22 protein-coding genes are annotated in these 26,743 nt (G+C 32.5%); 12 read left to right on the top strand and 10 right to left on the bottom strand.

Annotated features, from left to right (window positions below; all coding sequences use genetic code 11):
- Positions 1–9 precede the first annotated feature (9 nt).
- The gene (locus B0A66_RS05870) at positions 10–456 is read left to right on the top strand and encodes a VOC family protein (RefSeq protein ID WP_244283399.1); all 447 of its coding nucleotides are present in this window, start codon (positions 10–12) and stop codon (positions 454–456) included.
- A 219-nt stretch (positions 457–675) separates the two neighbouring features.
- Positions 676–1,338 (top strand): hypothetical protein, encoded by a 663-nt coding sequence (locus B0A66_RS05875; protein ID WP_123868220.1) that lies wholly within the window; start codon positions 676–678, stop codon positions 1,336–1,338.
- Positions 1,339–1,393: 55 nt separating this feature from the next.
- On the opposite strand, the gene B0A66_RS05880 is transcribed toward B0A66_RS05875, so the two are convergent.
- The gene (locus B0A66_RS05880; RefSeq protein ID WP_089048929.1) at positions 1,394–1,783 is read right to left on the bottom strand and encodes a VOC family protein; all 390 of its coding nucleotides are present in this window, start codon (positions 1,781–1,783) and stop codon (positions 1,394–1,396) included.
- A gap of 219 nt (positions 1,784–2,002) precedes the next feature.
- Between B0A66_RS05880 and B0A66_RS05885 the strand changes: the two genes are divergently transcribed.
- From B0A66_RS05885 to B0A66_RS05920, 8 genes are all read left to right on the top strand, one after another.
- Positions 2,003–2,977, top strand: coding sequence for a hypothetical protein (locus tag B0A66_RS05885; RefSeq protein ID WP_089048930.1), 975 nt, complete (start codon positions 2,003–2,005; stop codon positions 2,975–2,977).
- Positions 2,978–3,475: 498 nt separating this feature from the next.
- A complete protein-coding gene (locus tag B0A66_RS05890) occupies positions 3,476–4,054 on the top strand; it encodes a mobilome CxxCx(11)CxxC protein (protein ID WP_089048931.1) in 579 nt (192 codons plus the stop codon).
- 16 nt (positions 4,055–4,070) lie between these two features.
- Positions 4,071–4,259 carry a hypothetical protein gene (locus B0A66_RS05895; RefSeq protein WP_089048932.1) on the top strand — a complete coding sequence of 63 codons (189 nt, stop codon included), beginning with the start codon at positions 4,071–4,073 and terminating at the stop codon, positions 4,257–4,259.
- A gap of 130 nt (positions 4,260–4,389) precedes the next feature.
- Positions 4,390–5,898 carry a type I restriction-modification system subunit M gene (locus B0A66_RS05900; RefSeq protein WP_089048933.1) on the top strand — a complete coding sequence of 503 codons (1,509 nt, stop codon included), beginning with the start codon at positions 4,390–4,392 and terminating at the stop codon, positions 5,896–5,898.
- Positions 5,895–7,130 carry a restriction endonuclease subunit S gene (locus tag B0A66_RS05905; RefSeq protein ID WP_089048934.1) on the top strand — a complete coding sequence of 412 codons (1,236 nt, stop codon included), beginning with the start codon at positions 5,895–5,897 and terminating at the stop codon, positions 7,128–7,130. The genes B0A66_RS05900 and B0A66_RS05905 overlap by 4 nt, the downstream gene beginning before the upstream one ends.
- 5 nt (positions 7,131–7,135) lie before the next feature.
- Entirely contained in the window at positions 7,136–7,756 is a 621-nt protein-coding gene (locus B0A66_RS05910; protein ID WP_089048935.1) for a hypothetical protein, read from the top strand.
- Between the two features lie 20 nt (positions 7,757–7,776).
- A complete protein-coding gene (locus tag B0A66_RS05915; RefSeq protein ID WP_089048936.1) occupies positions 7,777–8,814 on the top strand; it encodes a PD-(D/E)XK nuclease family protein in 1,038 nt (345 codons plus the stop codon).
- 24 nt (positions 8,815–8,838) lie between these two features.
- Entirely contained in the window at positions 8,839–11,955 is a 3,117-nt protein-coding gene (locus B0A66_RS05920) for a type I restriction endonuclease subunit R (RefSeq protein ID WP_089048937.1), read from the top strand.
- Between the two features lie 82 nt (positions 11,956–12,037).
- Here the strand turns inward: B0A66_RS05920 and B0A66_RS05925 are convergent, their stop codons facing one another.
- Complete coding sequence (locus B0A66_RS05925) at positions 12,038–12,442, bottom strand: helix-turn-helix domain-containing protein (RefSeq protein WP_089048938.1); 405 nt, start codon at positions 12,440–12,442, stop codon at positions 12,038–12,040.
- 999 nt (positions 12,443–13,441) lie between these two features.
- On the opposite strand from B0A66_RS05925, the gene B0A66_RS05930 reads away from it, so the two are divergent.
- Together B0A66_RS05930 and B0A66_RS05935 are read left to right on the top strand one after the other, a co-directional pair.
- Positions 13,442–14,131, top strand: coding sequence for a hypothetical protein (locus B0A66_RS05930; RefSeq protein ID WP_089048939.1), 690 nt, complete (start codon positions 13,442–13,444; stop codon positions 14,129–14,131).
- A gap of 155 nt (positions 14,132–14,286) precedes the next feature.
- Entirely contained in the window at positions 14,287–14,982 is a 696-nt protein-coding gene (locus B0A66_RS05935) for a hypothetical protein (RefSeq protein WP_089048940.1), read from the top strand.
- Positions 14,983–15,025: 43 nt separating this feature from the next.
- Here B0A66_RS05935 and B0A66_RS05940 read toward each other — a convergent pair whose 3' ends face one another.
- From B0A66_RS05940 to B0A66_RS05980, 8 genes are all read right to left on the bottom strand, one after another.
- Entirely contained in the window at positions 15,026–15,310 is a 285-nt protein-coding gene (locus tag B0A66_RS05940) for a hypothetical protein (RefSeq protein WP_089048941.1), read from the bottom strand.
- Positions 15,311–15,442: 132 nt separating this feature from the next.
- Complete coding sequence (locus B0A66_RS05945) at positions 15,443–15,838, bottom strand: hypothetical protein (protein ID WP_123868221.1); 396 nt, start codon at positions 15,836–15,838, stop codon at positions 15,443–15,445.
- Between the two features lie 133 nt (positions 15,839–15,971).
- The gene (locus B0A66_RS05950) at positions 15,972–16,982 is read right to left on the bottom strand and encodes a hypothetical protein (RefSeq protein WP_089048943.1); all 1,011 of its coding nucleotides are present in this window, start codon (positions 16,980–16,982) and stop codon (positions 15,972–15,974) included.
- A 598-nt stretch (positions 16,983–17,580) separates the two neighbouring features.
- Positions 17,581–20,292 carry a caspase family protein gene (locus B0A66_RS05955; protein WP_089048944.1) on the bottom strand — a complete coding sequence of 904 codons (2,712 nt, stop codon included), beginning with the start codon at positions 20,290–20,292 and terminating at the stop codon, positions 17,581–17,583.
- Between the two features lie 3 nt (positions 20,293–20,295).
- Positions 20,296–20,685 (bottom strand): hypothetical protein, encoded by a 390-nt coding sequence (locus B0A66_RS05960; RefSeq protein ID WP_089048945.1) that lies wholly within the window; start codon positions 20,683–20,685, stop codon positions 20,296–20,298.
- A gap of 76 nt (positions 20,686–20,761) precedes the next feature.
- On the bottom strand, positions 20,762–22,213 hold the full coding sequence (locus tag B0A66_RS05965) for a hypothetical protein (RefSeq protein ID WP_089048946.1): 1,452 nt from the start codon (positions 22,211–22,213) through the stop codon (positions 20,762–20,764).
- A gap of 3 nt (positions 22,214–22,216) precedes the next feature.
- Positions 22,217–23,125 (bottom strand): hypothetical protein, encoded by a 909-nt coding sequence (locus B0A66_RS05970; RefSeq protein WP_089048947.1) that lies wholly within the window; start codon positions 23,123–23,125, stop codon positions 22,217–22,219.
- A 684-nt stretch (positions 23,126–23,809) separates the two neighbouring features.
- Complete coding sequence (locus tag B0A66_RS05980) at positions 23,810–26,572, bottom strand: phospholipase D-like domain-containing protein (protein WP_089048948.1); 2,763 nt, start codon at positions 26,570–26,572, stop codon at positions 23,810–23,812.
- Positions 26,573–26,743: the final 171 nt, after the last annotated feature.

The following is a 26,743-nucleotide window of genomic DNA, read 5'->3' on the forward strand; positions in this document are numbered from 1 at the left end:
GTAATCATAATGAATAATAACATAAAAGGATTTCATCATTTTGCTATTAAGGCGCAGGATTTTGATAAGACAGTACAATTTTACAATACTTTAAATTTTGAAATAGTACACAGCTGGAGTTTACCCGAGTTCAATTTGCAGCGCTGCGTCATGATGAAAAACAAGGCATTTGAATGTTATATCGAAATCTGCGATCGCAATGCAGCTTTTCCAACCGAGGGACGAAAAAGGAGGGAAGGAGATCCTCATATTGAAAATGCTCTTTTACATATCTGCTTTATTGTTGATGATGCCAAAAAAGCCTACAATGAAGCAATAGAAAACGGAGCAACGGCATTATCTCAAAAAGAAACATTGAGCTTGAAAAATGCTCAAAAAGCAATAACCGTAAGCAATAGTCTGGTTTATAGCCCAAATGGTGAAGTTATTGAATTTCTGGAATCTGTTGTTTTTTAGTTTTTTGAAGTACGTTATAATTCTGTTTACGAAGTATTTAATTCATGATTTAGGTGAATTTAAATGATTTAAAAAACGTAAAAGTACTTCTATTTCAATTTCAAAAAAGTTAAAAAACTGTAGTAAAAATATTTCTTATATTCGCCTGACGAAAAGCTGTATTGATGTCATTCTATGGCGGGTATTAGTGGGTTGAAGGTCATTGTAAAAAAGAACAAAATGAAAATAGTAGTACTTATATCAATTTTAGTATTGAGTGTTTCTTGTAGAAATAAAGAAATAAAATCAGTTGAAAAAATAGATACTTCAAAAGAAACAGAAGAGATAATTTCTGAAAATAAAAGTAAACCGGATACTAGTTATACTACTGACATTCCTCATATAGAAGATTTCCAAAATGAAGTAATGAAAGAAGAAGATATTCTTTTTAATGGAAGGCTAAAAAAATATTTCACGCTAAGCGAATTCGAAACAGTATTTGGACAAAATGATAGCATTAAATTATTGTTAGAAGAGGAGCCTTGCTATACCATTTTTGAAAATAAAGATGGAAGTGTTGATCCGGAAGACAAGTATCTTTACAAAGAGGGTTCACGATTTGAAAACTCAAAAGACAAAGTAGCTGTTGATGAATTTAAATTTACAAAAAGTAATTTTGTTTTATTTAAAGGAATTAGGCTAGACTCCTCTACATCAATAAGCGACTTGCAAAAAATATTTCCGAATGCGACAAAAAATATTGGATCTATGGATGTGTATAAAGAAGGAAAGGTACAAGTAATTCAGTTAAGAGAGGATGAAAATAATGTTTCTGACGGACATATAAATATATTCATTAAAAACGGAAAATTATACTCCATGCATTGGTGGTATCCTTGTTAAAAGGAGACATTTGTAAAATCTATAGAATCGTGTTTTTTCTTTTTAGAATATTCTTTTAAAGCGGAAAGCCAATTTCCCAGATGTGTCCAAAAGGATCTTTTAATTTTCCAATTCTCCAGTCTTCTTCAGTTGTTATGGGACAAATTTCTGTTGCCCCATATTGTAATGCATCTTCAAATATTTTATCTGCGTTTTGAGTTTCTAAAATTATTCTAATAGGCGCGGTAGTATTGGATTGTCCAGCAGTTTGACTGCCATCACAGGGTTCTTCGTCGCTTAGATAAAATTCAGCACCATCAATTGTGATTACGGATGAAATTTTATTGTTTTCAAGCGAATATCTCTTTGATTCAATAGCTCCAAAAGCATGTATGTAAAAGTCAACTGCTTTTATTCCATTTTCTACTACAAGAAAAGGTTTGATATTAGTTTTGATTTTTGTCATTGCGATGAAAATTAACGATTCAATAGTATTTAATAGAATGTAAAAATAATTATTTGTTTTGATTTTCAAATAGTTAAGTGGCTTTTTTGATGTGTTTTTTTTTCTACAATTCTAATAATATTCGAAGTTGTTTATAATAAAAAAAGTTAAAAATTGTAGTAAAAATATTTCTTATATTCGCCCGACGAAAAACTAATTCACTTCAGAAACACAACCAAAATGAACAAACTTAAAAACACTCTTTTCCTTTACCTGATAATTATAATTTCACCTTTTGCAATTGTATCCTGCCAAAGTAAAAGCAATAACAAAAGCAACATCAAAAAGAAAAAAGAATTTGTTCATTTTGTTGTACAACCCGAAGTAGAGCTTGGAAAATCTTTTGATTTTAGTATTCATTTTGAAGAAATGCCGGACAGTATTTCGAGTAGTACTCCGGAAATTGATGGTTTGGAATTAACTGATAAATTAAGCTATGCATTAAACAGAACAAGAGAAAGTGAACTGACAGGTGATGATGATAAAGTCATTAAGAAATTTTATTCTTTTTACACCTATGCTACACCTACAAAACTGGGCAAAATAGAGTTTCCGATTTTGTCGGTAACACATAAAGGAAAGGTATATAAGACTTCGCCATTTTCTATTAATGTTGTAGAAAAAATTAAAACCGACCAGAATGCTGTAAAAGTAATTTGGTCTTCAGACCAATCTAGTTACGATAAAAAAGACACCATTACATTGAGCCTGTACGAGTATTCGAAATTCTCTAAAACATATAGAAAGCGTGCTGCGGCTAAAAATCTTTCACTTAAAGGAAAGGAAAACGAAATAAAGGTAGGTGTTGAACAAACCATTGATGATATAGCAGGAATAGATGGTTTTGAAAAATGGATTGATCCACAATTTGAGATTGTAAATTTTGATTGGGATTTATTCAGAAACAGACAATCAATGGAAAAAATTGATAATGAACTTTATATCAAAACATTGATTTTAGAAATACAACTTTCAGCAAAAACAACAGGAACGGTTGAATTTGGACCAAGTGAATATGATTTTTTACTGTACAAAAGTAATACGGACTATTTCAACAAATTCGTTCCTAACGACAATGGAAGTTATAATGTAACGGATAATGGTTCAACTAATCTTAAAGTTAAATCTAATAAATTGACAATCGAAATAGATTAAAGTGTAGGATACAATTTAGAAGTTCGTTTAAAGTAATATTCGATCTATTCTTTATTTTTTTTGATTAACTCCCGTTACAATTCTAAAAGCTTCATAGTAATTTGAAGCTTTTTTTGTTTGAGTTAGATTTACTAAAACTTGATTCAGATTGTTAGTGCGAAGTAGGGTAGACATTCCCACAGTTTTCCATTATGAACTCTTTGTTGAGCGAGGTTGTACTTTGATAATTCAGCTCAGAATTCTTTCAAATGGCTTTTTACTTTCTTGTGAACTAATTTCTTAACTCCAGCTGGCGAGCATCTCGCTTTTATAATTACGAAACGTTTCTCCCTGATCTACCTACGATGATTATAGCTTTTTGGATATTTAGTTCTCTCCATAAACCAGTATAAATATGTATTGTAGCATTTTATTTTATCATTACACTTGTTGAGATAAATATTAGTAGGTTATGGTTTTCCGTAAATCTCATCAAATCTCTTTCAATAATTTTATCAAATGGAAGCAGCCGAAATTCGTACAGAGAATATTAGAAATGAATGCCATAATAACAAATTTCATTGTTATGGTAAATCCTATATTTATGGAGAGCGGGTAAACAAGTACGAAAGAAGATTAAGATTAATAAACTTTATTGGTTTGATTGTTCCATTAATTTTTGGAGGTTATGTACTAACTTATGGGAACAATTACATCCAAAGCCTTTCGCTTTATGTGGCCGGTCCAATATTGTTAATACAATTAATATTTTCAGCATTGGCTTTAGTATTTAAATGGGATGATGAATTAGCGTATTCTTTAGAAGCTACAAGAGATCATAATCTTTTAGCACAAGACTTTAAAACATTAGGTCAATTTCCACCAGCTTCTGTTGATGATTTAACCATAAAATATAACATTTTGAATGAAAAACTAAAATTTCGAAATGAGCAAGATGTAAAACATGATCTAACTAATAAAGAGCGGATTAAAGGAATGAGATGGTCTCTTCGCGAATTTAATAAAGAATGTATCAGATGTCATGAAATTCCATACTCAATGGAAAAATCAACCTGTGCAGTTTGTGGTAAATATTAATTAAACAATTATAAAAATGAGTACAAAAACAGAAAAGTTCAAATATGAGTTTACAAAATTATCAGATGCTGAAAAGGCAGAGTTAACTAAATTCATTAATGATTATCAAGCAGGAACAACTTTTTATAAATCAAATTTAAGTGAATCTTTAAGGAAAAGTTTAGGTCCAACTGATGCTTCAAAATGTGGGTGTTGCGGAAAATAATAGTTAGAAGTAAAAAATTGTCAAATAAATTTTAACAAATTAGTACTTTACAAACTAAATCACAATATTATTATGATTGATAAAGTGCTAATTTATTGGTAAGTTTGACAATCACAAATTAATTCTTTTAATGGCTAAAATAGACAATAGTACTTTTGAGCAAAAACTCTTTAAATCAGCAGATAAACTTCGAAAAAATATTGATGCAGCTGAATACAAACACGTAGTATTAGGCTTAATCTTCCTGAAATATATTTCCGAATCTTTTGGAGAGCTGTATGATAAACTAAAAGCCGATGAATATTCGGATCCCGAAGATCGAGATGAATACCTAGCAGCTAACACCTTCTTTGTACCGAAAGAAGCACGTTGGAACCACATACACGCCAATGCTAAATTACCAATAATTGGACAAACCATCGATGAAGCAATGCAAGCCATCGAGAGGGAAAACAAAGAGCTTAAAAATGTTTTACCACAAGTATATGGTAGAGCCAATTTAGACAAAACCTCTTTAGGGGAGTTGATTGATCTAATTTCTAACACCGAATTGCAAATAGAAAACGGTAAATCAAAAGACCTTTTTGGTAGAGTCTACGAATACTTTTTAGGTGAATTTGCTAATGCCGAAGGTAAAAAAGGAGGACAATTCTATACACCAAAATCAATTGTGAAATTAATGGTAGAAATGATAGAGCCTTACAAGGGCAGAGTATATGATCCAGCAAGTGGTAGTGGCGGAATGTTTGTAATGAGTGAAAAATTTGTAACTGAGCATCAAGGAAATATAAAAGATATTACCGTTTATGGACAAGAAAGTAACCAAACGACTTGGAAACTTTCTAAAATGAATCTTGCTATTCGTAACATTAACTCCAAGTTTGTGGCATGGAATACTGAAGGGACTTTTCTTAAAGATGCACACCCAGACTTAAAAGCTGATTTTATTTTAGCTAATCCACCATTTAACCAAAGTGAATGGGGAGTAGATATTTTGCAAGAAGATGGACGTTGGAAATATGGTATACCTCCAGGTGGGAACGCTAATTTTGGCTGGATGCAACATATGTTGTACCATTTGGCACCACGAGGTGTGATGGCAACAGTTTTGTCTAACGGTTCGTTAAGCTCTAACACTAGCGGTGAAGGTGAAATACGTAAAAATTTAATTGAAAACGATTTGGTAGAATGCATTGTCGCTTTACCCAAACAATTATTTTACAATACAGGAATTCCTGCCTGTATTTGGTTTTTACGCAGAGAAAAAAGTAATCACAGTCGTGAGATTTTGTTTATCGATGCCTCCGAAATGGGGTTTATGAAAGATCGAACGCATCGTGATTTAGCAGAGGGGGACATAGAAAAAATAACAGCTACTTACAGCAACTGGCGTAAGAGAGAAAACTACCATAATGAAAAAGGTTTTTGTAAAAGTGCAAATTTGGATGAAATACGAAACCACAACTATATCCTGACACCTGGACGTTATGTAGGCATTGAAGATTTCGATGATGATGGTATTTCTTTTGAAACCAAAATGACAACCTTAACAAGTATTTTAAAAGAACAAATGAATAAAGAATCAGAACTGAATAACGAAATAGTTACACAACTGGCTAAAATTGGTATTCAATTATGAAAGGTTATAAAGAAACAAAGATTGGAAAAATACCTGAAGATTGGGAAGAAGGAAAATTTTCAACTGATTTAAAAATTCAAGGTAGGATTGGATGGAAAGGATATACAACTTCTGATCTAGTTGAATCTGGACCAATCGTTATTGGTGGAACAGAAATAAAATCTAAATTACAATTAGTATTAGAGAATGTAAAACATTTGTCAAGACTAAAATATGAAGAATCTCCTGAAATAATGCTTAAAGATGGAGATGTTTTGCTAGTTACAAGGGGAAATTTAGGAGAAGTTGGATATTATCATTCTGAATATGGTGAAGCAACAATTAACCCAAGTGTAATAATTCTCAAGGAATTTATAGGTAATCCAAAATTCTTGTTTTATTATTTAATTTCAAAAAATGGCAATCAACAAGTATTATCACTAACAAGTGGAAGTTCTATTCCTGCTATATATCAATCTGAAGTTTATAAACTCTATTATCCTAAACCTAATATAAGAGAACAAAAGGAAATTGTTGACTTGATAGTTGCTTTTGATAATAAGATTGAATTACTACGAGCTCAAAATAAAACTTTAGAAGAAACAGCTCAAATCATTTTTAAAGAATGGTTTGGTAAATATCAAATAACTGATAAATTACCAGAAGGATGGAGAATTGGAAAACTAGGAGATGTTACTAAAACTTTTGGAGGAACAACGCCGAGTACCATAAATCCTGATTATTGGAATGGTGATATTAGTTGGACAAGTCCAAAAGATTTAAGTAACTCAAAGGGAATATTTCTTTTAAATACAGAAAAAAAAATCACAAAAGAAGGTTTAAAAAAGATTAGTTCAGGTCTATTACCAAAAAGAACACTACTAATGTCTTCAAGAGCACCTGTAGGTTATTTAGCACTAACAAATATTAAATTAGCAATAAATCAAGGATACATTGCAATTGCTCCTGAACAATATTTTTCAAATAATTTCATGTATTTATGGTTAAAAGAAAATATGAAAATAATTGAAAATGCTTCAAATGGATCAACTTTTATGGAGATAAGTAAATCTTCATTTAGAAATATTGATTGTGTAATTCCTAATAAAAAAATATTGGAAAAATTTGATAATTCTATTTACCCTATGTTTGAAAAAGTATTAACTAATTTATTGCAAATCGAGACACTCACTAAAACTCGAGATGAATTATTACCAAGATTAATGAGTGGTGAAATTCGTGTAAAAATATAATTTTTATGTTAGAAGAAGCAAAAGATTTAGGAAAAGAAATGCTAAAAGATACAAAAGAAGTTGTAATTGAACGCTTTTTTAGTCCAATGTATTTCTATTTTATAATGGCTTGGATAATTTATAATTGGACTTTTGTTTACAGTCTTCTTTTTGTAGAAAGTACAAAATTTAAAAAACTTAAATTAGATTATCTTCTAAGTTTTTATCCAACTACTGATTTTTGGGAATACATACATAATTTTTGGTATGTTTTCTTAGGTCCGTCAATTTCAACATTTATTTTAATCTGGTTCATTTCAATTTGGTCTGAAAAGTCTTTTGAGAGATTTGAAAAATACAAATCTAATAAGAGAACTATTAAAAGAAAATTGGAATATGAAGAAAAATATATGATCGCAAAAGAACAACGCAAGATTAGAGATGAAGAATCTGATAAACCAGAGATTTTATATCTTGACAATCAAGAATTCAACACTTGGTTAGATTCTAGTCAAGAGAATATAATGGTAGGTGAACTTTCCTTTTCACCAAGTGAAGTATTGTTTAATACAGATTTTGATAGCTATAAAGATACATTGGAAGAATATAATAATAGACTTCTTGAAGAAGATACTGAAATAGAATAATATTTTTCATAATACTATTAATGAACCAACCCAATATTTTCAACTACGCTACGAGTGAACTAACCCAAGATGCATTTATAACATGGTTATTGCAATGGGCTAATCCTATATTTAAAAATGATAATGAGAAATTACACAACTTAGGAATTTCATTTTTACAATCTTTGGTAGCTTTTCAAAATATTACAATTGGAGAGATATCTGAACTGGAAATTAAGCAACAATTTCATAAAGTAGATATATTTGTTACTTTCAAAATGAATGATTGTACTTATGGAATTATTATAGAAGATAAGGTACATAGCAATGATCATTCCAATCAGTTACAACGCTATTTAACCAAAATATCAGAGTTAAAAACTTGTCATGTTTTAGTGCCTATATATTTCAAGACAGGATATCAAGTAGATTTATCAAAAATTATTGAAAACAATTACCATTATTATACAGTAAAAGATCTTTTGAATATAATTACACTAGAAAAAGTCACCGCTGTAGATAATGATGTTTTATCACAATATCACAGCTATTTAGAAATAAAAGAAAAACATTTCAATAATGCCGAAATCGAGTCAAACAATTATCTCATAAGGCCAATAAAAGATTGGAAACGGTGGTCATGTGTTCGCTTTTTTCATGATTATAAAGAACATTTTAATGCTGGTTGGGGTGAAGTTGCCAATAATAGAGAAGCACTTCTTGCTTTCTGGTTTGGAGGTAAAGAATTAACTTCAATTGACAAAAAAATAGGAATCTATATGGATATTGTTTTTAAAGATGACAGGCTTCGTGTGAATTACAGGATTTATCTAAAGGATAATGTGAAAATTAATATTCAAATGCGAGATGATATTTATGATGGCTTTGTTCCTTTCTTTAAAAAAAGTGGTATTGAGTGTCGAAAAGCTAAATATTCGCATGCTAAAGAAACAATGCTTTTGGCAGAAATTACAAATGTTGATGGGGATTTTAACTATATTGAATTTGTTGAAAAAATTGAGTTTTATCAAAATGTGCTTAATGAATATGTAGATAATAGAAATGCTATGTTGCTTTAAATAATAATTTTTACTGTTTGAAACATGAACGAAAACACTATAGAAGAATCACTAATAGAACAATTAGTAAATCAAGGCTATACTTATTTTTATGGTCCTGATGTAGCATCATATAGTAAAAAAACACAAAGAGAAAACTTTACTTCGGCTATTTTAGAAAATCATTTTAAAGACAGTTTAAAAAAACTCAATCCTACTTTGCCAGAATCGGCACGAATACAAGCTTTTCAAAAAGTGATCAATTTGGGCACACAAGATATTATGGAAAACAACGAGCGTTTTCATAATTATCTTGTCAATGGTGTGACAGTTGAATATACAAAAGACGAAAGTGCAATTGGTATTGCTGTTACTTTATTAGATATTGAAAATGTTGAAAATAATAGTTTTTGGATCGTCAATCAATTAGTAGTTAAAGAAAACAATAACGAAAAACGTTTTGATGTAGTAATTTATATTAATGGTTTACCGTTGGTCTTTATAGAATTAAAAAATGCGACTAATGAAAAAGCAACATTACTAAAAGCATTTCAACAAATACAAACTTATAAAAATACCGTTCCAAGCATTTTTTACTACAATGCACTTTGTATTATTTCTGATGGCATAGAAGCCAGAGCATCAAGTGTTTCTGCTCCTTTTTCGAGATATTTACCTTGGAAAGCACCTAAATATAATGATACCGAAGTTAAAACTGAGTTGCAAATTCTAGCAGAATGTATGTTAGATAGAAAAACTTTAGTTGAATTGATTCGTTATTGTACCGTTTTTGAGTCTGAAGAAAAGAAAGATCAGAAAACAGGATTAATTTTTCAAACAAAAATTAAGAAAGTTGCCGCTTATCATCAATATTATGCTGTACAAAAAGCAGTGAAACAAACTATAAGGGCAACACACAACATAGATGGAGATAGAAAAGCTGGTGTGGTTTGGCACACACAAGGAAGCGGTAAATCATTAACGATGGTTTTTTATAGCGGACAAATCATTACGCATCCTTTAATGGAAAACCCGACCATTGTAATTTTAACCGACCGTAATGATTTAGACGATCAATTATTTGGAACATTTGGTAACTGCGTTGGTTTGTTACGACAAAAACCAGTACAAGCCGAAAATAGAGAACACATCAAAGAATTATTAAAAGTTTCTGGTGGTGGTGTAATTTTTACTACTATTCAAAAATTTTCACCCGAAACAGGCAATGTTTACAATACTTTATCAGTAAGAACGAATATAGTTGTTGTTGCGGACGAAGCACATAGAAGTCAATACGGTTTTGCAGGTAGAGAAGTGGAAACAGAAGATGGTATGGAAACTCGCTATGGTAATGCAAAATACTTACGTGATGCTTTACCTAATGCTTCTTACATAGGATTTACAGGAACTCCAATAGAAAAAGAAGATAAATCAACTCCTGCTGTTTTTGGTGATTATATAGATGTTTATGACATCAAACAAGCAGTAGATGATGGTGCAACGGTACCTATTAGTTATGAATCACGTTTAATAAAAATTAAATTAGACGATGCAACTACAGCCACAATTGATGCAGAAATAAACGCTATTTCAGATGCTACCGAAGAGCAATTAGAAAAAGCTAAACAAAAAGTAGCAACTATTGATGCGGTTGTAGGACACCCTGACAGATTAAAAGACATTGCCAAAGATATAGTTACACACTTTGAAAAACGTCAAGAAGTCTTTGAAGGGAAAGCAATGATAGTTTGTATGACTAGAACTATTTGTGCTAAACTATATGAAGAAATAATTGTTCTAAAACCCGAATGGCACAGTTCAGATATAGACAAAGGAAAAATAAAGGTTATTATGACAAGTGCTTCTGATGATATTATTTTATTACAGCCACATCATACAACAAAAAAACAACGCAAAAATCTAGCAACAAGGATGAAAGATTCTAATGATGAACTAAAATTGGTCATTGTAAGAGATATGTGGCTAACAGGATTTGATGCGCCAAGTTTGAATACTATGTACATTGATAAAAAAATGCAAGGGGCAAATTTGATGCAAGCAATAGCAAGGGTAAATCGAGTCTACAAAGATAAACCAGGTGGTTTAATTGTTGATTATATTGGTATAGGTCAAGATTTAAGAAACGCAATGGCAATCTATTTGCAAAGTGGTGGTGAAGGAACACCAATATTTGATATAAAAGAAGCTATTGCAGGAATGAAAGAGAAGTTTGAAATTATAGAACAAATGTTTAGTGGCTATAATTTTAAAGCCTATTTTATTTCTGAAACTGCTCAAAAATTACAAATATTGTTAGGAGCCCAAAATTTTATACTATCAACTGAGACTTTAAAGAATCGCTTTTTAAAAGAAGTTACTTTGTTATCAAGATTGTTTGCAATGTCTATTCCTAGTGCAGACGCTAATAGAATTAAAAATGGAGTAGCATTTTTTCAGGCAGTTAAATCAAGAATAAACAAGTTCAATAGTAATGGTGTAAAATCAGACTATGAAGTAGAAACTGCAATTAAACAAATTGTTGATGAAGCATTATCAAGTGATGGTGTAATTGATATTTTTGAAGCGGCAGGGATAAAAGCCCCATCAGTAGGTATTTTATCAGATGAGTTTTTGTTGGAAGTGAAAAATATGCGACAAAAAAACCTTGCATTTGAATTACTTAAAAAATTATTAAGCGACGAAGTAAAAATTCGTAAAGCAAAAAATTTAGTACAAGGTAAAAAGTTCTCCGAAATGCTTGAATCAGTTGTTAAACGTTACCATAACAATCAAATAGATTCCGCACAAGTATTACAGGAACTATCAGAAATCGCAAAAGAAATGCGATTAGAAGATAAAAAATCGAAGGATTTAGGTTTAACACCCGAAGAATATGCTTTTTATAGTATTCTTAAAGATAATGATTCAACTTCTTTTTTAGATGATGATAAAATGAAAGATTTAATTCATACAATAGTTGATGTTATCAGAAAAAATGCAACAGTAGATTGGAGTAAACGTGATGATGTTAGAGCACAATTGCGCTTAACTGTAAAAAAAATATTAATGCGGTATGGTTATCCACCAGATGTTGCTAAAATGGAAGCTGATAGAGTAATAGCTCAAAGCGAATCTCTGGCAGATATTTTTTCAAAACATTAATTCTAAGCAATATGTTTTACGATAAAAAAGGCTCAACCAATTAAGTTGAGCCTTACTTATGAATAAAAATTATCCTAGGAATCTATTTTTTAATTAATTTCTCAAGCCTTGCCATCATTTCATCTTTCTCCTTCAGCATACGCTCGAATAAAGCAATTTTCTCTTCGTGAAGTTTTTTGATGTCCTCAATCGAATTGTTATTAAAAACTTCAATTCTATTATTGAACATTGCATTATCAGAGAAATTACAAGAAATTAAATTTACAGCCTGCTCCTCATCAAAATTCTGAAACGCTTGAACAGGAATTTTTAAAGCATCTGAGATTTGTTTTAGCAGGTTATCCTCAATTACATCTTTTTGCTCCAGCATCGAAATTTTCTTTTGATTCCATTCCTCTCCCAGATCAAAAGCCAATGTCTCTTGTTTGATGCCTAGCATTTCTCTAAAACGTTTTACGTTTCTTCCCTGATGTATTTTCTGTTCCATAATGAGTGTCAATTTTTTGAAAGCGCAACGATAAAGCGGTTTCAATTAAAAAGTTTGAGGATCAAATATAAAAAAAGATCCTGTAAAAATTGGGTTTGTTAGCTATTATATGTGTAAATCTGTAGTGATTGTTTTGTTTACATAAATAAACTTCGACAATCGGTTTTAAAGCACTTAGAAGTCTGTTTAAAGGAGTAAAAACATATAGATTGCTTTCTGTGTAAACTATTCGATTTTGTTGCTTAATTCTCAATTTTCGAATTTTTGAAGTAGCTCCTTAAAGTATTACCAATCTTTGTCGAGTTTCTAAAGAAGACTTCTTATTCTTCGAAGTGACAAAAAAGGAGAGTAAGAACCCAAAAAAAGAAAAACCCTCAATAAAAATTGAGGGCTTCAAAGTGTTGCGGAGAAAGAGGCTCCGCAAGCCTTATTTTAATCCCAATGATATTGGGGCTTCACATCATCTCTAAGAACAGGGTTACCAATAGGGTAACTCAAAAAATCTTCGTATAAATACACAACAAATGTGGTGAAAATTTCCGAGATGAACTGTTAAATTATGCTGAATTCATTCTAGTTTTTCTAATTCTTTAATCATCTTCATTTATGGCTCGAATATTTCAAATATCGCATATCGCAATATGCGATATTTGATATCTGATATCTGATATTATATTTTATATGAACTGTTGTCTTAATAATTGGAAAGCAAAACTTATGGTCGAACCTTTCTCGCCTGCGAAAGACAATTAAACTAAATGAGGAAAGCGACTTTTTTCTTACGGTAGTTCGCAAACTACTTTGCGTGTTTTTTTGTGTTGAAAAAAAATAAATCTCAATTTATCAAAAACCTCAATTGTAGTTTTCTTTTTTTATGTAGTATTGTATATTCTTATCATATATGAATTGCGCATTTACATTTTTAAAGAGTTTAATATGCGTTATTAAGCAGTGAGTATCTACAAAGTTTTAAGCAAGCCATAAACAACAAAACCTAAAATGAACGAATACGAATATATTTTCAACGACCAATCTCTAGAAATCTTTCCTGAAAGCATTGTTAACGACCCATACATCGTTTTTCACGGGACATCACATTACTATTCGGAGCATATCGAGCAAATTGGTTTTCAAAGAAACTACTCACCATTTGATGAAAACGCTGTAGTGAATCTAGTAGAATTATTAGAAAGTGAAAATTTCATAAACTATGATGTGGATAATATGGCAAGTTCTTTAAGACATTACTTAAATAACAATATGCGTTTAAGTTTTACGAGTCTTAGCGGTAATGCAATTAATTACGCAACAGGTATAAGCAAAGGTGGTCAGATAATTGGAAAAATTCGAAGAGCTCAGCAAGTTGTGAACAATGCTCTTGCAGAAAATCCCGAATTAGATAATAACATTAATGAACTGATAAGAAATTTATTTATACTTTGCTCTGATATTGGTAATGCTTTAGGGGTAATTTATGCAATTAGACTTCCAGCTGATTTAAATGGAATAATTGATGAGAATTATGTCATTCATTCTTATAATTCAATTCCGGCAATTTCAATTGAGGGAAGAGTTATTTTACCAAATGGAATCGAAGAAGTGGATAGAGAAACTGTAAGTAATCGAAATAAGCAAAAAATAATAGATGGAATAGGTAAAATTCTCTACCGTAAAAATGAGGAAGAATAGCTTGGTATGCTTATCATTGCTATAATTGATTTGCACCAAAGACTTAATAGAAATTGCATTTCTGTATTCATGATAATTCGGCAAAAGCGAAACCAAGGCCTAATTTCTTCCGGACACCATTTATAAACACAACGTTGATAACAATCAAAGAAGCTATGGAGAAAAAATTCGTATTTCCAAATGCAGGTATTCATATTGTTTCATGGAAAATCGGTGAAGCAGATTATTTTTTAGAAGAGCTTAAAAACACTCATGCACATGATGATAAATTCAATTATATTTTTAGTGCATATGTTTCCTCGTTAAGAAGTATAACTTTTACATTACAGTACGTAATGACAAAATATCCTAATTTTGACGATTGGTATAAAATAAGGCAGGAAAGATTACGCAGCAGTAAGTTAGCTAAAGCTTTCGTTGAATTTAGAAACCATGCACAAAAAACAGGTATAATTCCAATTGCTCCTGAAAATAGTATCTATGAAGGAATATTCTATGATTCAACACAATTTTTTGTTCCAACTAATAGTCAAATTAAGGAAGTTCCAAATGGAAGCGTTGTGGAACTTTCTGAAAAATGTTTAGTGGAAGTGCTTAATGTTGTTGCTGAATGTTATAAAGATTTTGATATTTACATAGATCCACGGGTTTTATTTACTGAACGTGGAATCGATAGTTTGAATTGGACAGTTGAAGATGTTGAAGAATATGTCGGTATTCCCAGAGGATATACAAATGCTGACTTTAATGACGCCACATTATCAAACAGGCAAATTAGACTTAATTTACTTAGAAATCATGGAGGAGATGAAACCCTTCAGCAATTTTTAGATAAATATTTAGCACAATAATGCAATGAATATTGATAACAGAGGTCTTTAGTTTGAGAATCTATTATTGTTTTGATGGTAATGGTATAATTTTGTCTAAACCAGACTCTAGTAATAGTTCTTCCATCATAATTTCATATATATCTACTCCTTCTTTCTCACATATCTCGAAGCATTCATTCATTAATTCATTTCTTACTTCAGCATCTTCTTTAGTGTAAGATGGCGTGTTTGTTGTGAAGTTAATATAATCATTAAAATCATCATCGGGATGAAAACTTAATCCTTCAGCTGTCAATTGTTTTGCAAATTGCTTAACATCTTCTATTGTCAGGATTTTAGTTATCATAATATTTGTTTTAAGTTAATCGAAATTTTAATAAAGTAAAAGCAGTAAAAAATGTAGAAACTCTTGCAGTAATACAAATCTAACAAATTAATCAATTGAATCATAAATTATATAATTTATATTTAGAATAGATCATTTTCGATTACCATTGTGTTTTTTGTTTTTTGCCTTATGGATCTTAAATTTTGCATTTAAAAATTCTCTAATAATTTCTTTTGCTGCTTTCAAAAAATAATTATTATAATTTGCTATTTCAATTCCAACGGAAGCTTCTTTTATTACGTCCGTTGATAACCTAAATTCTATGTGCTGAATAGTTATCAAATTCAAATCCCCAATTATAAATTGCGCAAATCCTAATCCTTTTTTATAATATTCATCATCAGTCAAAACGGTTTTACTATTCGCTTTTATTTTTGCTTTAATGTTTGTTTTTAACTGTTCATAAAAATACTCTGGATTAGAGTATTTGTTATTTATTATTTGATGAATAATTAAAGCTAACTCTCTTTTTGTATATGTTTTCATAAATATATTTTTAACTGTTTTGTGAAGTATTAACATCTACACTTATATCTTTTTGTGTTATGTCTATAATTTAATTATTATAAATGTACCGCTAATTAGCAAAAGAAGCGGGTAATAGTTTTTGGCATAAACTTTATTTTAAAAGTCTTTTTTCTTTTTTAAAAATATTAAATTTTTTGTTGAAGTCGTCTCTAAATATATTGATATCGAAGAATAACCTTTCATTATCATTTTGTGCGGAAAATTTTAATGTCTCTTTCAATATAGTATTATTTCCTTCAATTCGCATTTTATAAAGTGAAGGTGATATTGCCCAAGTTTCACATTGAAAGAACATTAAATTAGTAATTTTACTTTCCAACGTTTCTTCATTATCGCTGAAAAAGCTTTCTACATATTTGCTTACTAAATTCTCTTCTGATTTTTTGTAACCCATCATTAAAATTGATTTATCTTTATAAGGAAATAGATTTATAAAAATGTCAACCACTTCTTCTTTTTGCTTTCCGTTTATATAATGATAAAAGTTTAATTCCTGACTAGTTTCATAGTTATAAAATGAAGATAAACAAATTTCTTTTTTTTCAATTTCTCGAACCCTAAAGACAAATGATTCTGTATTGTTATTTATGTCATTCCATATTAACATTTCAGTTCGTGCTATGTCCATTATTCCCAAATTCTCTTCAAATGACATTTCTCTAAGCATTGAACAGTTATAAAGATTTGAGTGATTGGATTCAAGACAAGAATATACATCGACATTAACTAATTTTCTGAACTTTTCATTATAAATCGTTCTCAGTGTAAATAGTAAACAGTTTTTATAATTACCAAAATCAATTTCGTTAGTTTCAATAGTAGTAAATAATTTAGTATCATGCTCTAAACAGAAACAATTAAAGGAAAAAGCCTCATTTAAACCGATTGCTTTTATTGAAACACTTGGGTTACTAAATTGATTAATAAAAGGCTGCATAACATGTCGGCCTTCAGCTATTGTCGACAGAATTCCATTTTTTTGAAGTATATGTGAGTTTATAGATTTTTCAGTACAATTTGGATGAAAGCAAATTTTGATTTTTTTGACAGCTTTCATTTTACAATCTTGAAAAGCTTTAGCGGATTGCGTTTTAATATTCATATATGGGGAATATTTTATAGTTAAATACTTTTCAATCGAATGTTTAATAATTTCAACATCTTTAAAAAATAACCCAAAAGATAGTTAATTTTATTTGAGATTGTATTTATTAGAATTAATTAAAGTAATTGATACTTATTATTTCGTAAGATCTATAAATTTGGCTAATACCTCTAAGGTGTCTCCAATTTTAAGTGCTTGCTGATAAACCGGATAGCTGAGATTATTAATAAATATAACCAGATTAGACCACATTGGTCAAACTATATGCTTACTCCTAATCAAATGTACTTACAAAGAAGTATTAAAATGAAAACTTATAAAACAAAAGACAGAAGTAACTCGGAAGTTACTTCTGTCTAAAAAATGTATTTTTACTATTATTAATCCTGTATCGTTATTTTAGGACTAGTCAGAGTGATGCAACATCTTCTTTTGTATTAGACAAGTCCTAATATTTCTTTAAGGGAGACTTTGTCAAATCCTGCAGGAGCTGTTTCATTTTCTTTAGCAATAATGATTTTATTTATTATTTGCTCAACGCAAAGGTTTTAAAGCAAATGCAAAGGTTTCAGGTGTTATAAAAAGACAGTAAAATTTAATCCTTATCCATTAAATAGAACGTACCGTCTGTCACATATTCTTTATATTTTTCACAAATAATGTCCCTAAGCCACTTTTTTTCTATGCTTGTCGCCCGAATAGCTTTATTCATTAAATAAAACTCATTTTGTATTTCAAGCTCCTTTTTAAGCAGTGATAATTGTTCATTCGGAAAATTATCCGAAATCATTAATATAGAAATAGCTACACTTTTAAAATTTTTATTGAAACCGGAATATTTCATCGCATTATTTCGAACCTCCAGTTCTTTATTGTTTAGTAGCGCATAAAGCTCTGTTTTGTTGCCATACATGGACAGAATTATTTCTGCGTTTAATTTTTCATCTCCGCTTTTTGAAAGACCTTCTCTAGCCACTTGTAACAACTTTTGATCTGGTTGAACCTTAGATATCAAATTTGCTATCAACATTGATTTGTCTTTCTGGGGCATTAAGGATATAATCGTACTGTTAACCCCGGCCCTGTCAGTAATTGCTTTCCAGCGTAGTGCCTCAACGGTAACATCATCCCAGTCTAAAGGAATGGAAACTGGAAACTGACCAAATTTAACGTTCATTTCGCGAAGCGTCCTAATCGAGGCAACACGTAATGTTGGTAAAATATCAGATTCGCTATATGGTAAGTGCTTTAATAATAGTGGTATTGCTTCACGGCTTTTAAGATAAGCCATTGCATTTATAAGGATTTCCTGGTGATATGGTGTTGGCAACAGATTAAACGTATTTTCTATAAATGCATAGTTGACCATTTTTTTTCTTGCCAATTCTAAAATGATAAAGGGATCTCGCTGGAACTTTTCAGCCAGATATTCTGGATTTTGACGTAACTCAGTTTCGACTTCGGGACATTGTGCCAAAAGTAACTGCATACTTTCATTACTATGAAGCTGAACTGAAAGATTTAGTAAATGATCACATATTCCAATTGGCTTATCCTGTGCGATCAGTGCTGTTAGTATAAAATTTATTGCATCGTAATTTGGATCTTCACCTTTTTTTAATTTTATTTGGCTTTGTATGATAAAGTTTTCGAATTGTTTTTGAAGTGTAGCATAGTTGTTTTTTCTCATAAGATACCCCAGAGCAAGACCATCGTTGTATTGAACATTTTTTAGCAGTGTAATTATATCGTCGTCTTTTAGCTTGACATCATAAAGAATTGCTGTTTCAAAAATTAGTGGAACTAGATTTGCCGCGAAATGGCCAGTAAGTAATTTACTCAGGTATTGTGAGACTTGTTTTTTGTCCTTACTTTGTATATTATTCAAAATTTCGCGTTGTGAATAGAAATCTTCAATAAGGTTTACCTTCCATTGAAATGCATATTTGGATGCTGTCTTAAGGCTTATTCTGGTAAGGCAACCTATTGCAGCTCGTTTGTCAAGTACGCTATTCGAAGGATTTAAAATAAGAGAAATTAATACGATGGAATCACGAGGTGTCTGGATATACTTAAAATAATTCAAAATGTTCGACTTATTTCGTGACTGCGAAGGATTTTTATTATATATTGCCTTCAGTGCAATAGATCTCGCTTTTGAGATCTCGCCTAAGGCTGTATAAAGTTCAACTTTTTTTCCATCATTGCATTCATCAATTACCATTGGAAATACTTGCTTTCCTAAAGTTCCCGCTAAAGCTAGTTTATTACGTAGTTTGCTTTTGGGTAACAGGTCATTCGCATTTACGTTGAGAGTATACAAATGTTTGGGAAATCCCAAAAGAGCAAAGTGATGAATTCCTTTATAAACAGACACGTTACTTTCTGTAATAACAGCAAATTGAGATTTGTCTAAAATTGAAAATGTGACACCTAACGCAAAAATTATTGTAATTGCCGCAATTGCTGTCGCTCTTTTAATAATTTTAATTATGTATTCTCGGGAATATCTCGTTGTTTTCAAAAGCATCTGTTTTAGCGACAGGTCTTTGTGAAAAAAAAGTAAAGGGTCTTTTTTATAAACCCCAGTAAAAACAACTTCCTGCTTTGGGGCGTTGGGGTAATTAAGCCTCAGGTCCTCCTCCAACTGAGTAGAAAGATATTCAAAGAGTTCTGAAAAATAGATCAGCCCTGACGTTCGGCTAATAACTATTTCACCTGCCAAGACACGTACAAAATGTTTAGTAAATAAGGTGCCATTTTCGTTCTCTAATTCCCATGAATTTTGCTCTGAACGTGAAGCACTTAAAAGAATTTTGAAGTCCTTCTCTTTCAGGTTAGAAAAATAAGAAGGGGCTAACTCTGCAAATCCGGCACTACGACAGCAGTCCAGAATAAAGATGAGTCCCCTTCCACCGAAGTTGGAGAATAAATCATTTAGTTCTATGCTGGAAAGCGCGGTTTTATCTAAATTGTCAATCGCAGTTTCACCAAGGCAGAGATAAAATTTTGAATTATTAATAATGCCATGACCAGCAAAGTAAAATAGAAGACTGTCTCCATCGCGTGCACTATTAACTTTATCTTGTATTTTTTCAATTACAAGTGATTTAGGCTGATGTTGTTCGATTATTTTTATATTTTCTAAAGGAATGCTTCCCGCATGTGGATTTGTCAGGACATGCAGAAGACTAGCTACATCTTTCGTGGGGCTGCGCAGGTCTGCTAAATGCTTGCTTTGGTATTTATCGATGCCAAATAAAATAATCTGTGAGGATTGGCTAAACTCAATTGCTTTAATATCCAACTATTAGAACCATTTAGAGGTAAAGGCACGTTTAGGTGGTAATAAATTTTTTCTTCCTTCCGGTAAAACTTCGCCGCGGGCCAATGATTGGTCTTGATTCTCTTTCCCGGTTATTTGATTTGTTCCAACCGCCGTGCTGTAAATTAGAAATCCGTTAACGATGGCAACGAAAAAATCGCTTATGGCATATTGCTTTGTTGTAATAACCCCCACAATTGCCAGCACTTCGGCAATTATAAGAGCCAGCCATTTGGGATTAAAATTGAAGGCTCTTTGTAAGCCATTTGAAACAACAAATACAACCCCTGTTGCTCCGGTTAGGGTTAGCATACTTTGAAGTGTAAAGAATTCTTTGGGAATTGCAATTTCGCTGAGAATAATAAGGTTAGTCATAAGTATTTTTTTTATTATTATAGTATCATTTTATTACTGGTGATTTTTGTATTTATCAACAAAAACTTTAAATTCTTTATTGTGCCGTGCTCGTACCTGTTTTAAACAGGTTAGTTATTATACGCAGATCAAGATTTAATCCGGCCGAGAAGCCGCCCTGCCACTCGGTATCCGTTTTGAGATTAAACTCAGCCTGCGTTATAGGAGTGATTTCATATTCAAAATCTTCTACCGCTCTAAAGACATTGACTTTTCCCCAATGATAACCAACAAATAATGATCCCCCTCTTATAAATTCCCATTTTCCACCCAGAAAGATATTATCAAGTAAACGATTACTCAGACCTATCCCAACAGTTGGATAAATGCGTTCATAAATACGATGGTCATCAACAAAACTTCTGCCCTCAATCTGATAATCTCTCACAAGGTCCGGTCTGAAAAGTTTTTCCAGCAAAATCACTGGAGAGAGATAAAAAGTATACATTGCTGAGGCAAGTACTCGAGAACCCTGATCTGTTTTCTTTACGACCATTTGACTTGCATCCGTACTAGATGCGGTAAGGCTGTATGTTGGGTCTTCTAGATTCGTTTTTATTACACCAATATCTATGCTTCCATGATAAATGCGTTTCATACGAATAACCCTTGTAGCTACTACTTTTGGATCCAATGTTTCCATGATGCCATTTTTAAATTGCAGACTGTTTCTGGTAATATCAAAAGTAATGTCATAGCTCGAAGGAGTTAGTAGTTCCTGTTTGTGGCGCCATTCCATTTTTACAACCGTCTGCCCAGTCTCACCACCAGCCAAAGTAATCGCATTTCCTTTAAGGTCTCCGTCCCCACGGATCGTTACCCCTTCATCAAGATCTGCCGTTGCCTGATTAAAGCCATATTCAATATTAAGCGGATTATCGGCAGGAACCATGTACACAACGTGCACTACATAATTATAATTGCTTATTCCTAATGGTATTGACCGTATCAGGCTATTACCGTTTTGATCAAAGAACACATGGACATAGTTGGGGCCTTTATACTCATTTTTCGAGATTTCTTTAAGTTTTAACCCTGTTTTTCCGACTAGGTTTATCATTCCTTTAAAAAGATTGTTTAATATGTAATCTGTAGCGCTTTTATCCGCTGGCATGATAATTTTGACATTTCCATTAGTGTGCGTAATTGTCTCAGGAGCTTCCAAAAGAAAAACTACTTCCTGACGGCCAGCTTGGTTATTTATAACAGTAGCACTGCCACGGATATCTGCTGGAAATGTCACACTGTGATAGGCACCATCAGTCGCAAAGCTTTGAGGTACAGAATTATTGTTTATAGTAAAAGTTTTAGCTGGATTGTCTACAGCAATTTTTTTTACTTCAAATGTTTTTACCTCAGTTGAGAATTTTGTGTCGGGAGGAATATTATTTACATCATACTCTTGACCATTAATTTTGACCATAAAATTTTGCGCATAAATTCCAGTGCTTAAAAAGAAAAACAAAGATAAAATAGTAAAATTTTTCATAAGTTATAATTTAGTTGATTGAAAAAATCTGATTATATCATTTATGTGCAGGGCATAGCTCCAATCTTGGTCAAAACCAACCATAACCCCTGCGAGCCGTCCCTTAAGATCAAATAAAGGAGCACCTGAATCTCCATGATCAGTACATTTTTGGAGTTTGATAAGATTGGTCAGGAAGATGCCTTGAAAATCTGTTTCTTTAATAGCACCGAGCTCCATTATTTTGCATTGTTTCGCTGCTCCCGATATCCTTCCGCTAAATAACATTTTAAACAATTTATAATTTGAGTTGTTCAAGGTTAAGAAACCAGTCATTGGACCGTATCCTTTAAAATCTTCCATTATATCGCCAATATTCTTGAGTTGAGCAATCCCAAAATCTATTCCATCAAATCTGGATACCATAAGACGGGCTTCCGATTTAGATTGTTGATCGTAGAATTCAATAAACTGCTCGGGTGTATTTTTTTCTTTTCGTATATCGTAATAAAGTTGTCCTTGGCCTAGCAATCCAGGAGCCAGTACATGCATATTTGAGCATATATATATTCCATGATTTCCGTGCATATAAACTGAGATAGTACCTGCCATCGTAGAATTTACATTTTTTACTGTATCGCCCATCTTTATACCCTGCAGCTCAAGTTTGCCAGATTCAATAACATCAGTGCTGACCAAGATTTTATCTCCATTATGATTAACCCGAATATAACTGGGGACCTTCTTTGAAGCATCTCCTATTTTTACATCCACATGAAATACAACGGAATATTCATTTATTGGCTTGCCCTTAATATACTTTTTGCCTACGTGCACACCACGTAAACCCGAATAGGTCCTGAACCATCTTTTATAATTCCTTTGGATGTGCTTCTGAATAGAAGAAACATAATCTCGAGTATCTCGTTTCATATGATTGAAGTAAAATGGATATTCCCGTAAGTAATTACCAGACCAACCCTGCCATTTTATAATAAACAAAGTACTATAAAGTTGAGGATGATTAACCTGTGTTAAAGGTAACTACTTGTGTGTTAGTATTTTCAAGTGAAAATACCTGTTTTATAGCTTAGGCGATAGATAATCTAATCAAAAATAAAAATCTACTAGAAAAACAATTAATAATTTCTATTTTATGCTAACTATTGAGGAGGGTTTTATTTTTATTCTTTTTTTGATAAAAAGAATTTGATCATGTGTTAAAGTAATTTTCTAGCTCTAATTATTTTCTAATTTTATCATGGATTTCTTTTCGTGTTAATTTAAAATTTATAAAATGGAAAAAGCTGTTACACTGCAGGTTCGTAAGGAGCTGAACGGCCGCTAGCAGCAGGAAATAATTAAATTAAAAGGCAGCTTAATTTCTAAAAGTTATACTGAGATTATTCATATACTGATCAGGATGATGATTTTCATATTAATTCTTTTGAGACCCCTGTAGAGTGCAGGCAAGAAGTGCAGGATTTTATAAGAGCTTTTATCAATCAGACAGATTTGGTTGATACCGTCACAATTAAATAATAAATAAAAAAGAAAAAAGGGACGTTTAAGCGCACCTTTTCTTTATTTTAGAGTGATGCAACATTTTCTATTGGTTCAGACAAGTCCTAATATTTCCTTAAGGGAGACTTTGTCAAATCCTGCAGGAGCTGTTTCATTTTCTTTAGCAATAATGATTTTGCCTGTCGTTTCTTCTGCATTCTGTTTTGCCAGATTCTCCCAGTCATAATCAAATATCTGCTGATAATATTTTGAAACCACCTGATTCCTTACCAGTAAGCTTGCATCTCTGTTGTAAAGCGTACCGGATGTAGTTAAGTTGTGGCTTCCAAAGAGTACTGCCGCATTTTGATTATCTTCAGAATCGATTATGATGGCTTTGGTATGGCATGCCCTTTGTACCTTGATATTGTCGGTATCAAAGCCGAAATCTTTAAGCCTGTCAAGCAGACGCTGTAAGGAGACGCTGCCTTCCTTAAAATTAAATTCTCGCGGGTCACGGAATATTATTCTTACTTTAATGCCTTTTTCCTGTTGTTTTACAATTGCAGAAAAAAATCTTTCAAACTGGCTTTCATTTTCTTTCAGCATATTGAACGATTGGTTTTCAATATCAATTGTATGCTTTGCGCTTTCTATGAGTTCTGTTGCGGTACTTAGAAAAATAGATTCATTTCTTTCATTTCTGTCGGGAGTCAACAGTACCTGTACATCCAGCATCCCTTTAAATTCCAGAGGATTGAAATATTTGGCAGCTTGTTTTGCTTCCTCTATCGGAATGACAGGCTGGGCAACAAAGAAATACATTTCAGGTACCGTTACAGCCTCTTCAAGGGGAAGGCGCTTGGCCTCTTCAAAGTCCCAGTCAATGTATTGGCGGAACATGGTTGCGAGTTTTACGTTTTCTATAATGGCATGCCATTCGCGATTTTTGGTCAGTAGAGGCGTCATGGAAGTCGATTTATCTTTGGCAGGGTGAATATCCGCCTGATTGGAATTTTTCCAGTTTCCACTGCTGAGCCAGAATTCCTTATCATCTCTTGATGCCACTTTTATATGGTAGGCCGTGGGTACGATTTTATTGCTGCCTACAGATGCCCATACATGTTTAAATCTATCCTTGAGTTTTCCACTAAGCTCTTCAACGGCTTCTTTGGTACCGGGCTTCTGGGTAATCATCTTTAGTTTTTTTTCTTCAGTAATGGCGTCCGAGAGGGTTTTATTAATATGCTCTGCTTCCCATTCGTATATCGTGGCTGTTAATGTTTCCTTAGTCCTTTCAATAAAGCTCTTGAGATTTGGCCATCCGGAATCAGGACTAACATGGAATATGGCTTCCATTTCCTCTGTAATGTGTAGCAGCCCAAAACCGGAAGGAGGACGGTATAATCCGGGTCTTGGAAGTTCTTCCACAAGTGACAGATTTACTCCCAGAGCAGTAAGCTGTTCGGTGAGACCGGCAGTGCGCACATCGATTCCGTATCCTAAAAATTCCTGTGGCAGCAGTTCGGTGCCCGAAGCCTTAAGCTGTGGAAAATCTTTCTTTTCCTCTACTTCAACAACAATTACTTTTTCATCCGTGATCCATCCACGTTTAAACCGGTATCCGGAAATCACATCAATAACGCCTGCATAATTTGAGAAGGTTTCTTTTGCCGCCGCTACCGCTTGCTCATAACTGGCTTTAGTATCGGATTGCGGTGCAGTAAGACCGGGAAGCGCTGGATTTCCTACTTCAACAGTGACTTTAATGGGAATATTAACTTCAAAGGTATATGATTTCATAGGCAAAGAATTAGGAGTTACTGATGGATTTTGAATGCTTTTTTCAGATTCATTTGCCGGATGCTGATTGGTATTCATCCGTGGGAGTGTCCCCTGATGCAGCTTATCGAGAAGTTCTCTGATTTTGGAAGCGGGCACTGCAAAGTTTTCTTTCATGTAAAGACCGGCAAAATGAAGTCCGGCCACTTCGCCGGTGCTGAGGACTATTACCGGAGATCCTGAGTTTCCTCCAAGCGTAGAGCAGTCATGTGTAATGGTGGTACTGTCGATACTGGTGATCTCGCCGGGGGCGAGTCTTTTTTTATCATAGACATTACCAAAGATGCGCAGCACCAGATCCTGATCAGGTATATTTGGATCTCTTGCCGGATAGCCAACAGTTACCACAACTTCTCCTTCTGAAATTTTCCCGGCCAGTAACAGCGGCTTGGGAAGAGCAGGCCCTCCTGGTTTTATCCTTATTTTTAAAAAGGCTACATCAGGATCATCCTGAGTGTTTTCTGATATCCAGATGACATTTTCAATTTCGTATTCCAGACTTACATTCCTGCTGCTTTCTTCAAGAAAATCGATCTGGGAGGATTGAAGCCCGTCCGGATACCCTGCTTTAAAAGTAAACTTATCTTTATTGTTGCAGAAAACCTGCGCTACATGCCTGTTGGTAATGATGATATTATGATCTACAAGCCATCCTGTGCCAACCCATTTGTAAACGGCATTTCTATTTACTTCGATCCTGCCGATTGCCGGAATCACCTGATCCAGTATGCTGCTTTTTTCGAAGAGTCTTTCTTTCCATACCGTACTGTCGGGTCCTGAAAATTCAGGGACAATTTTATTGTCCCTAATTAACATTACCGGCCGGAGATGTGAGAGTATAATCGATTCTTCCGAGTGTTCCTCTGTAACTATGGATTTCAAGGGAGAAATTAAGGTTCCCTTTAGACTTTCATTCACACTATTTTTAAATGTTAAATTTTCGATTTCAGGGACAACCTCTGGAAAAATTTCTTTCCTAAGTTCCTCATCCTTTTCCAGTATTCTTTTGATAATCGATTTCTCAGTAGCAGCCATTGGATATCATTAGATAGGTTGATAAATTTATTACAAATAATATATTGTCAAAGTTTAAAAGGTTTATAGGGGTAAAGTTGCAACTTTTTGTTTTTCAGTGTGGTATGGTAAATTTATGCAAAGGATTTGAAATAAAAATCAGTATAAATACGTGTTTTTATTTTGAGTAAT

This window comes from Flavobacterium hercynium (assembly GCF_002217285.1).
Taxonomy (GTDB): domain Bacteria; phylum Bacteroidota; class Bacteroidia; order Flavobacteriales; family Flavobacteriaceae; genus Flavobacterium; species Flavobacterium hercynium.